Raw genomic sequence first — 8,888 nt, forward strand, 5'->3', positions numbered from 1 at the left:
GTCATACCCCTCACCCCAACCCTCTCCCTCTGGGAGAGGGGGCGCGGCGCGGTTCACCGCACGCGCCCGAACCGATCGACGGAGGCCGTATGACACCCCCGGCCGCCTGGCGGCGCGTCCGCCGGCCTGTCTCCGGTGCCGGGCCGGCCCAAGGGGTCGGCTGCGCTCCCCCGGGACCGTGCGTGGAGCGGTCGGCCGCGGCCGGCAGGCGGGCGCAACGGATCGGGCAGACCCGATGCGCGCATCGCAGCCCATCAAATCACCGGGTTCGGGATCATAGAGCCGGCCACACGGTTATGTACCCGCTTGGTCAGCCGAGAATGGGAGGACTTTTCATGAGTACCGGCACGGTGAAGTGGTTCAACGAGACCAAGGGCTACGGTTTCATCCAGCCCGATGACGGCGGCAAGGACGTGTTCGTTCACATCTCGGCGGTCGAGCGAGCGAACATGCGGACCCTGGTCGAGGGGCAGAAGATCTCGTACGAGGTCGAGACGGATCGCAAGTCCGGCAAGGAATCGGCAGGCCAGCTTCAGAGCGCCTGACGCGGACCGGTGCGGGCCGCGCGCCATGCGCCGCCGACCTTCACCGTTCCTTAACCATACGGCTGCCATACCGGGTCATCCCGGCCGCGGCTCCGCCGTCGGACTGGAAGCGGCCACGATGCCGGGAACGGTGACGCCGGATGTACGCGCACCCTTCCCGGCCGTCGTGGCCGCATCTGCGTCGGGCCCGAGGGTTCCCGCCTGCGGCGCGATCCCGGGTCGACCCGATCCCGGGTGCCCGGCTCGCCGGCCCGCTCGCGGGCACCCGCGTGCGGCGAGGCTGACGCGCCGCTAATCCTCGTCGTCGCCCTCGACGTCCACGAGATCCGTGGCGCTGTCGTCGTCCTCGTCCTCGATCAGCGTGTCGTCGCCGTCGCTCCCGCTGTCGTCCTCGATCGTGAGGTCGTCGTCGTTTCCGGCGTCGTCGCCGGCCGCGTCGGCTTCCTCGGCCTCGACCTCGTCGAGCGAGACGAGCTCGGGGCCGTCCGTCTCGCGCTCCTCGTCCTCGACGACCGGTTTGCGCGAGAAGGCCGGTGGGGCGCTGCGGGTGTAGCTCGTTGCGACCGACGTCGGCACGACGTCACCGGTGTAGGGCGAGATCACGGGATCACGGTTGAGGTCGTAGAATTTGCGTCCTGTCGTCGGGCAGACCCGCTTCGTCCCACGTTCGGAATGATCCATCCAAGCCTCGTCCTGATACAACTTCACGGGACGAGATGCGCCTTGCCGACGGCAGGTGTCAAACGCCCGGGATCGCACCCGGCGCAGGCGGCGCAGGCGGCGACTATGAGGCCGGACGGCCCGGCCATGCCCGGGCCGGCAACCTCGACCGTACGAGATCGTTGGTCCCTCGATCGGGCGGACGACGCCGAGACGGCACCGGAGGGGCGATGGGCCAGGACCGCGACAGCACCGATGGCGTCGGCCGGAAGGTCACCTTCCTGGGCCGCGGACTCGGCCTGCGGTCGCAGTCCCGGCTCACGCTTCTCGTCTGCCCGCTCTGCTCCCAGCGCAACGGCGACCGGATGGCCGCCAAGGGGACGTGTGCGTGGTGTGCCTACGAGCCGGCCGAGCGGGATGAAGAGCCCTGCGGGCCGGACCACTGACCCCGGCGGTTCGACGCGGCGGGCTATCCCGTCTCGGCCTGAGCGACGGCCTCGCTGGCATAGCGCGCGCGGGCGGCGCCGTCGGCGGGCAGGTCCCTGGCCTCGCACCAGGCCAGAAACGCGTCCGGCGTGAGCCGCACCCGCACGACCGCGACGCCACTTCTCGCCACTTCCCGTTCGAGCTGCTCGGCGGAGATGAGCCAGCCTTCATGGCGCGCGGGTAGGCGGTCGGCATCCTGCATCATGGCGCGCAGGCGGCTGTAATCGTCCGCCTCGTACCAGGCCATGCCGACACGGCGTGGACGTTCCATCGGCTCCTCGACACGCATCGCCCGAAGCGCGCTGTAGCACGCGACCGCTCCGGTGTCCGGCATGCCGCGCGCGGTGTCCATCTCGGCCGCTCGTCGGAGCCGGCATCGCCCGGGCCTGAGCAGAAGGAACGGGCCGCGGCGCGCGCATATCGGCTGCCGCGGAGCGAGCCCGCGAGGCCGTGGCCCGGCGAACGTCCGGGCCGAGGCGATGATCGGCGCGCGAGGAAGCGTGCCCCATCATGATCTCGGGTGCACCAAGCGGTGTCGATCCGGCGCCGGCCCGTGCCTGCGTCCCGTGGCGATCGTGCTCGCGAATCTCTCTCGCTGCCGGACCCGTCGGCAGCATGTCCATGAACGAAGCAGCGTGACCGAGCGGAAGGCGATCGGCAGCAAGTTCTCGCGGCTCTAAAATTTGCAATTTATAATTGTACTTGGATCCCGCATGATCTTCGAGAGGGCAGGAGCGGCTGGAAAACTGGCGATCGTGCCCGGTACAGCCGCAAAGTGTTGCACATATGTGACCTTATCGGGCGATAGAGCGGCGTTCCCGGCCGGATTAACTGTTTTGGCACCTCCGTTGCTGCCGCCCGGCTACACGGAAGACCGGGGGATGCAAGATGTCGGTTCGGGGGTTTGCGGCGGTCGCGCTGTCGCTGTTCACGGTCGGGACGGCCATCGCGGCGGATCTCGACGAGAAGAAGGCCCCCACGGAGAAGGCGGCGGCCGCCAAGGAAGCGCCGTTCTTCCTCTTCGCGGATACGCAGATCAGCTACCGCTACCAGTTTCCGACCGTCACCCCCGGCATCCAGATCGAGAGGCCGGACGGCAGCTTCCGCTCGCGCGAGGCGCCCAAGCACATCCTCAACATCTCGCACGCGGATGCGTGGGCCTACGGCACGAACTTCTTCTCCCTCGATATCCTGAAGTCCGGTTCGCAGTTCCCGGCCGGCACCACCAACACGCCCGGCGGCATTCCGGCCGTCTCCGATTACGGCAACACCGAAGCCTACGGCCTCTACCGCGGCACGCTCAGCCTGAACGCCCTGACCGGCACCAAGGCCTTCACGGTCCCAGGCATCGTCAAGGAGATCTCGCTCGCCTTCGGCTTCGACGCCAACTCGCAGAACGACGCCTTCGGCTCGAAGAAGCGCGATGTCGTCGGCGGCCTGAACTTCGCCTTCGACGTGCCGACCGGCTTCCTGAACCTGTCGGTCCACGCCTACAAGGAATGGAACCGCAACGGCTTCAACACGCAGCCCGACCGTGACCAGAGCTTCAACACGGTCCCCGAGTTCGAGATCGTCTACAGCCTGCCGCTCACCTTCACCGGCCTGCCGCTGTCGCTCGTCGGCTTCAACAACATCGTCCTGCCCAAGGGGCGCGGCATCAGCGACAACCCGGCCGCCTTCGCGTTCAACCCGGCGCGCGGGCTGGAATTCCTGTCGCGCACCAACCTCGTGCTCGATCTCGGCAAGCTCGTCTACGATCAGCCCAACAAGATCGATGTCTTCGTCGGCTTCCAGTACTGGCGGAACAAGTTCGGCAACCAGGAGACCGCGACCTTCAAGGGCACCGAGGAGAAGAGCTTCCTCGCCGGCGTCGCCGTCCACGTCTTCTGAATCCCGATGGGAACGCGACGCCGCATGATGGAATCGAGCCCCCGCACCCGCGCTCCCCGGCTTCGCGAACGGCCGGCGCTCCCCGCGGACGAGGCCGGCGGCGGGCTCGCGGCGGTCCCCGGTCGCGCGCGGCGCGCGATCGGCGGGGCGCCCGTCCCGATCGCGACCGCCCGCCCGACCGGGGACCGCGCCCGGCCGGCACGCAGCCTGTTCGGACCGGCGTGATGGCGCCCGCATCCCTCGCACCGGGTCCGCCCGGAGGCCCGACCCCGCTCTTCGGGGCCTACGGCATCGTCAAGCGCTTCGGCGCCTTCACGGCGAACGACGGCGTCGATCTCGAGATCCGCGCCGGGGAGATCCACGCCCTGCTCGGCGAGAACGGCGCCGGGAAATCGACCCTGATGAAGATCCTCTACGGCCTCCTGGAGCCGACCGAGGGCGTCGTCACGCATCGGGGCGACGTCGTGCGGCTGGCGAACCCGGAAGCCGCGCGGGCGCTCGGCATCGGCATGGTCTTCCAGCACTTCTCGCTCTGCGACAACCTGACGGTCGCCGAGAACATCGCCCTCGTCATGCCCGCCGCGCTGACGGGCCGGGCGCTCGCGGAGCGGATCGCCCGGCTGGGCGAGGATTACGGCCTCCATCTCGACCCCGCGCGGCCGGTCTGGTCCCTCTCGGCCGGCGAGCGCCAGCGGATCGAGATCGTGCGCTGCCTGCTCCAGGACCCGAAGCTCGTGATCCTCGACGAGCCGACCTCGGTGCTGACGCCGGGCGAGGCGGAGGTGCTGTTCGCGGTGCTGGAACGCCTGCGCGACGAGGGCCGCGCCCTGCTCTACATCTCCCACCGGCTCGACGAGGTGCGCCGCCTCTGCACCCGGGCCACGATCCTGCGCGGCGGCCGGGTCGTCGGCGCCTGCGATCCGCAAGCGGAATCCGCCCGCTCCCTCGCCGCGATGATGGTCGGCACGCAGGTGGGCGAGGTCCGGCCGAAGACGGCCCGCGGGACCCGCGCGGAGCGCCTCGTGCTCGACCGCCTGTCGCTGCCCGCGCCCGGCCTGCACGGGACGCCGCTGCGGGACATCGCGCTCCGCGTCGCGGGCGGCGAGATCCTCGGCATCGCCGGGATCGCCGGCAACGGGCAGGCGGAGCTGTTCGACGCCCTGTCGGGCGAGAGCCGGGCGCCCGCACCCGGGGCCGTGCGCCTCGACGGCCGGGCGGCGGGCCACCTCGGCATCAATGCGCGGCGCCGGCTCGGGGCGGCCTTCGTGCCCGAGGAGCGCAACGGCCACGCCGCCGTCCCGCCCATGAGCCTGTCGGAGAACGCGCTCCTGTCCCGCCACGCCACCGCGCCGCTCACGCGGCTCGGCCTGCTGCGGCTCGGCGCGGCCCGGGCCCTCGCCCGGCGGGTGATCGACGCCTTCGACGTGCGCGGCGCCGGCCCGGACCCGGCCGCCGGCACGCTCTCCGGCGGCAACCTCCAGAAATTCGTGGTCGGGCGCGAGATCCTCGCGGAGCCCGGCATCCTCGTCATCAACCAGCCGACCTGGGGCGTCGATGCCGCCGCCGCCGCCCATATCCGGCAGGCCGTGCTCGATCTCGCCGGACGGGGAAGCGCGGTGGTGGTGATCAGCCAGGATCTCGACGAGCTGTTCGAGATCGCCGATTCCATCGCCGTCCTGCATGCGGGCGCGCTCTCGCGGCCCGTCCCGACCGGCGCGACCGGCCGCGCCGCCCTGGGGCTGCTGATGGGCGGGGCCGGCGAGCCGGACCCGCGGGGCGGCGAGCCCGCGGTGGCCCCCGCGATCGGAACGGTCGCGCCGGTGCGATGAACCCCTGCCGGACCCGATCCCCCCATGCGCGCCAGACGCCAGGACTGAACGGGATGCGCGATGCGCCTTGATCTCCTCCCCCGCGCGCGCCGGTCGCGCCGGCTCGATCTGCTCGCGCCCGCGCTCGCCTTCCTCGCCGCGGTCCTGATCGGCGGGATCGCGGTGGCGGCCCTCGGCGTCCCGCCGGGGCAGGCCTTCCTCACCTACTTCGTCGCCCCCTTGAGCGAGGTCTGGTCGCTGCAGGAGGTCGCGCTGAAGGCGGCGCCGCTCGCGCTGATCGCGACCGGGCTCGCCTTCTGCTACCGCGCCAACCTGTGGAACATCGGGGCGGAGGGCCAGTACGTGGCCGGTGGCCTCGCGGGCGGCTGGGTCGCCGTCGCCGCGCACGGTTCGCAGGGGCCGACCGCCTGGATCCTGCCCGCGATGCTGCTCGCCGGCACGTGTGCGGGCATCGCCTACGCGATGATCCCGGCGCTGCTGCGGGTCAGGCTCGGCGTGTCGGAGATCCTGACCAGCCTGATGCTCGTCTACGTCGCGCAGCTGCTGCTCGACTACATGGTGCGCGGGCCCTTGCGCGATCCGCAGGGCTACAACTTCCCGCAGAGCGTCAGCTTCGACGATGCCGCCCGGCTGCCCCTGCTGATGGCGGGCGAGTCGCTCCACGCGGGCGTGCTGATCGGCCTCGTCGGCATCGGGCTGGCGGCCCTCGTCCTGACGCGGACCCTGTTCGGCTTCGAGGTCCGCACCGTCGGCGCGAGCCCGCGGGCGGCGCGCTTCGCCGGCTTCTCGGACGCGCGCCTGACGCTCGCGGTCTTCGCGATCTCCGGCGGGGCCGCGGGGCTGGCCGGCATCTGCGAGGTGGCCGGACGGATCGGCCAGCTTCAGCCGGAGATCTCCCCGGGCTACGGCTTCACCGCGATCATCGTCGCCTTCCTCGGGCGCCTCAGCCCGCCGGGCATCCTGCTCGCGGCGCTCGTCATCGCCCTGACGACGATCGGCGGGGAGGGGGCGCAGATCGACCTGAAGCTGCCCCTCGACCTGACCCGTGCCTTCCAGGGGCTGCTGCTCGGCCTCGTGCTCGGGGCCGACGTGCTGACGCGCTACCACGTCCGGATCGTGCCGGGCGGTGCGGGCGCCAAGGGGATCCCATGAGCCTCGACATCGTCCAGATGGTCCTCGTCACGGTGCTGGCGGCGGCGACGCCGCTGATCCTGGCCGGCATCGGCGAACTCGTCGTGGAGCGCTCCGGCGTGCTCAATCTCGGCGTCGAGGGCATGATGGTGCTGGGCGCGGCCGCCGGCTTCGCCGTCGCCGCCTGGACCGGATCGACCGGGCTCGGTGCCCTCGGCGGGGCCGGCGCGGGCCTGCTGCTCGCCGCCCTCTTCGGCCTGCTCACCGTGGTTCTGGCGGCCAACCAAGTCGCCTCCGGGTTGGCGCTGACCATCCTGGGGCTCGGACTCTCCGGCCTCGTCGGCGCCGGCTATGTCGGGATGAAGCGCGATCCGGCTCCCCATCTCGACCTTCCCGGCCTCACCGACCTGCCCGGCATCGGCCGGCTGCTGTTCGGGCACGACGCCTTCGTGTACGCGGCCCTCCTCCTCGTCGCGGGGGTGTGGTGGTTCCTGTGGCGCACCCGCGCCGGGTTGACCCTGCGCGCCATCGGCGACGATCACGCCGCGACCCACGCCCTCGGGCTCAAGGTGCGCAAGGTCCGCTTCCTCGCGGTGCTGTTCGGGGGCGCCTGCGCGGGACTCGCGGGCGCCTACCTGTCGCTGGCCTACACCCCGTTCTGGGCGCCCGCGATGACCGCGGGACGCGGCTGGATCGCCCTGGCGCTCGTGGTCTTCGCCTCCTGGCGGCCGCTGCGGGTGGCCGCCGGGGCGCTGCTCTTCGGCGGGGCGACCGTGCTCCAGCTCCACGCCCAGGCCGCGGGTCTCGGCCTGCCGGGGCAGCTGCTCTCGGCCGTCCCCTACCTCGCCACCATCCTGGCGCTCGTCCTGCTGTCGCTCGGCCGGCGCCGGGGCGGTTCGCTGGCGCCCGCGGCGCTCGGCCGGGTCTTCGCCCCGAGCCGTTGAGGGGCGCCGCCGCGCGGGACGGTCTCCCGCCGCCCGGCGGCGCGGGGGACCGGCCGCCGCAGGGCCGGACACCGCCGGGACCGGGCAGGCGCTCGCGGCGCCCGCGCGCTCCATCCTGGCCCTGGTCTTGCTCAGAAACGCCCCGGGGCGCCCCGATGCGGCGCCCGCGAGCCGCGGCGGACGACGCCGTCGAAAAGGGGTGGGGATTCATGATGGGCAGCATCGTCACGCGCCTGGCCGGCGCGCTCCTGTGCGCGGCCGTCGCGGCGGGTCCGGCGCGGGCGGCGGACAAGCTCAAGGTCGGCTTCGTCTATGTCGGCCCGGTCGCCGACTACGGGTACTCCTACCAGCACGACCTCAGCCGGAAGGCGCTGGCCGAGGCGCTGCCCGGCGCGGTCGAGACGACCTTCCTCGAGAACGTGCCGGAGGCCGACAGCGAGCGCGCCATCGAGAAGCTCGCCCGCTCGGGCGCCGGCCTGATCTTCACGACCTCCTTCGGCTTCATGGAGCCGACGCTGAAGGTCGCCAAGAAATTCCCGACGGTGAAGTTCGAGCACGCCACCGGATACAAGCGCGCCGGCAACGTCTCCACCTACTCGGCCCGTTTCTACGAGGGCCGCTACGTCTGCGGGAAGATCGCGGGCAAGCTATCGAAATCGGGGACCGTCGGCTACATCGCCTCCTTCCCGATCCCCGAGGTCGTCAGCGGCATCAACGCCTTCATGCTCGGCGCGCAGTCGGTCAACCCGGACATCAAGCTCAAGATCGTCTGGGTCAACACGTGGTTCGATCCCGGCAAGGAGGCGGAGGCCGCCAAGGCGCTCCTCGCCCAGGGCGCCGACATCCTGACCCAGCACACCGATTCCGCGGCGCCGCTGCAGGAGGCCGAGAAGGCCGGCAAACTCGCCTTCGGCCAGTCCTCGGACCAGTACCGCTTCGCCCCGAAGGCGCAGCTCACCTCGATCGTCGATGACTGGAACGGCTACGTGATCCAGGAGGCCAGGGCCGTCCTCGACGGCACGTGGAAGAGCCATGACAGCTGGGGCGGCATCAAGGACGGCATGGTCGTGCTGGCGCCCTTCACCAACATGCCCGACGACGTGAAGGCGCTGGCCGAGGAGACCAAGCAGGGGATCGTCGCGGGCAGGATCCACCCGTTCGAGGGGCCGGTGCTCAAGCAGGACGGCTCGGTCGCCGTCAAGGCGGGCGAGCGCGCCCCCGACCCGATGATCCTCGGCATGAACTGGTACGTGAAGGGGATCGACGATCGGCTGACCCAGTAGGCGCGCGGGGTCCCCGGGCGGCGGCGCCGGATCGCTCCGGCGGCGCCGCCTCGCCTCTCGATGCCGCTCAGGGACGCGGCGGGGGCGGCAGACCGGGCTCCTCGGCGGGCGGCGGGGCCC

9 protein-coding genes are annotated in these 8,888 nt (G+C 71.7%); 7 read left to right on the top strand and 2 right to left on the bottom strand.

The window, feature by feature from the left end:
- Positions 1-335 precede the first annotated feature (335 nt).
- Positions 336-545 (top strand): cold-shock protein, encoded by a 210-nt coding sequence (locus AX737_RS09345; protein ID WP_066920825.1) that lies wholly within the window; start codon positions 336-338, stop codon positions 543-545.
- Positions 546-836: 291 nt separating this feature from the next.
- Here AX737_RS09345 and AX737_RS09350 read toward each other — a convergent pair whose 3' ends face one another.
- Positions 837-1,226, bottom strand: a complete 390-nt coding sequence (locus AX737_RS09350; RefSeq protein ID WP_066920827.1) for a TIGR02300 family protein — start codon at positions 1,224-1,226, stop codon at positions 837-839.
- A gap of 209 nt (positions 1,227-1,435) precedes the next feature.
- On the opposite strand from AX737_RS09350, the gene AX737_RS09355 reads away from it, so the two are divergent.
- Positions 1,436-1,651, top strand: a complete 216-nt coding sequence (locus AX737_RS09355) for a hypothetical protein (RefSeq protein WP_066920829.1) — start codon at positions 1,436-1,438, stop codon at positions 1,649-1,651.
- Between the two features lie 23 nt (positions 1,652-1,674).
- Here the strand turns inward: AX737_RS09355 and AX737_RS09360 are convergent, their stop codons facing one another.
- The gene (locus tag AX737_RS09360) at positions 1,675-2,043 is read right to left on the bottom strand and encodes a hypothetical protein (RefSeq protein WP_308445288.1); all 369 of its coding nucleotides are present in this window, start codon (positions 2,041-2,043) and stop codon (positions 1,675-1,677) included.
- Positions 2,044-2,579: 536 nt separating this feature from the next.
- Between AX737_RS09360 and AX737_RS09365 the strand changes: the two genes are divergently transcribed.
- The 5 genes from AX737_RS09365 to AX737_RS09390 all read left to right on the top strand — a co-directional run bounded on the left by AX737_RS09365 (position 2,580) and on the right by AX737_RS09390 (position 8,768).
- Positions 2,580-3,581, top strand: coding sequence for a hypothetical protein (locus AX737_RS09365; RefSeq protein ID WP_066920831.1), 1,002 nt, complete (start codon positions 2,580-2,582; stop codon positions 3,579-3,581).
- Positions 3,582-3,805: 224 nt separating this feature from the next.
- Positions 3,806-5,410 carry an ABC transporter ATP-binding protein gene (locus AX737_RS09375; protein WP_066920834.1) on the top strand — a complete coding sequence of 535 codons (1,605 nt, stop codon included), beginning with the start codon at positions 3,806-3,808 and terminating at the stop codon, positions 5,408-5,410.
- 60 nt (positions 5,411-5,470) lie between these two features.
- The gene (locus AX737_RS09380; RefSeq protein WP_066920836.1) at positions 5,471-6,562 is read left to right on the top strand and encodes an ABC transporter permease; all 1,092 of its coding nucleotides are present in this window, start codon (positions 5,471-5,473) and stop codon (positions 6,560-6,562) included.
- Complete coding sequence (locus tag AX737_RS09385) at positions 6,559-7,485, top strand: ABC transporter permease (protein ID WP_066920838.1); 927 nt, start codon at positions 6,559-6,561, stop codon at positions 7,483-7,485. Before AX737_RS09380 ends, AX737_RS09385 begins: the two co-directional genes overlap by 4 nt.
- 209 nt (positions 7,486-7,694) lie before the next feature.
- Positions 7,695-8,768 carry a BMP family ABC transporter substrate-binding protein gene (locus tag AX737_RS09390; RefSeq protein ID WP_066920840.1) on the top strand — a complete coding sequence of 358 codons (1,074 nt, stop codon included), beginning with the start codon at positions 7,695-7,697 and terminating at the stop codon, positions 8,766-8,768.
- The last annotated feature ends 120 nt before the right edge of the window (positions 8,769-8,888 follow it).

It is taken from the genome of Methylobacterium sp. CCH5-D2, from assembly GCF_001556475.1.
Classification (GTDB): domain Bacteria; phylum Pseudomonadota; class Alphaproteobacteria; order Rhizobiales; family Beijerinckiaceae; genus Methylobacterium; species Methylobacterium hispanicum.

What these genes read in the sequence shown, in the direction of transcription:
- AX737_RS09345 (WP_066920825.1), top strand. Translation starts at nt 336, where the DNA reads ATGAGTACCGGCACGGTGAAGTGGTTCAACGAGACCAAGGGCTACGGT.
- AX737_RS09350 (WP_066920827.1), bottom strand. Translation starts at nt 1,226, where the DNA reads ATGGATCATTCCGAACGTGGGACGAAGCGGGTCTGCCCGACGACAGGA.
- AX737_RS09355 (WP_066920829.1), top strand. Translation starts at nt 1,436, where the DNA reads ATGGGCCAGGACCGCGACAGCACCGATGGCGTCGGCCGGAAGGTCACC.
- AX737_RS09360 (WP_308445288.1), bottom strand. Translation starts at nt 2,043, where the DNA reads ATGGACACCGCGCGCGGCATGCCGGACACCGGAGCGGTCGCGTGCTAC.
- AX737_RS09365 (WP_066920831.1), top strand. Translation starts at nt 2,580, where the DNA reads ATGTCGGTTCGGGGGTTTGCGGCGGTCGCGCTGTCGCTGTTCACGGTC.
- AX737_RS09375 (WP_066920834.1), top strand. Translation starts at nt 3,806, where the DNA reads ATGGCGCCCGCATCCCTCGCACCGGGTCCGCCCGGAGGCCCGACCCCG.
- AX737_RS09380 (WP_066920836.1), top strand. Translation starts at nt 5,471, where the DNA reads ATGCGCCTTGATCTCCTCCCCCGCGCGCGCCGGTCGCGCCGGCTCGAT.
- AX737_RS09385 (WP_066920838.1), top strand. Translation starts at nt 6,559, where the DNA reads ATGAGCCTCGACATCGTCCAGATGGTCCTCGTCACGGTGCTGGCGGCG.
- AX737_RS09390 (WP_066920840.1), top strand. Translation starts at nt 7,695, where the DNA reads ATGATGGGCAGCATCGTCACGCGCCTGGCCGGCGCGCTCCTGTGCGCG.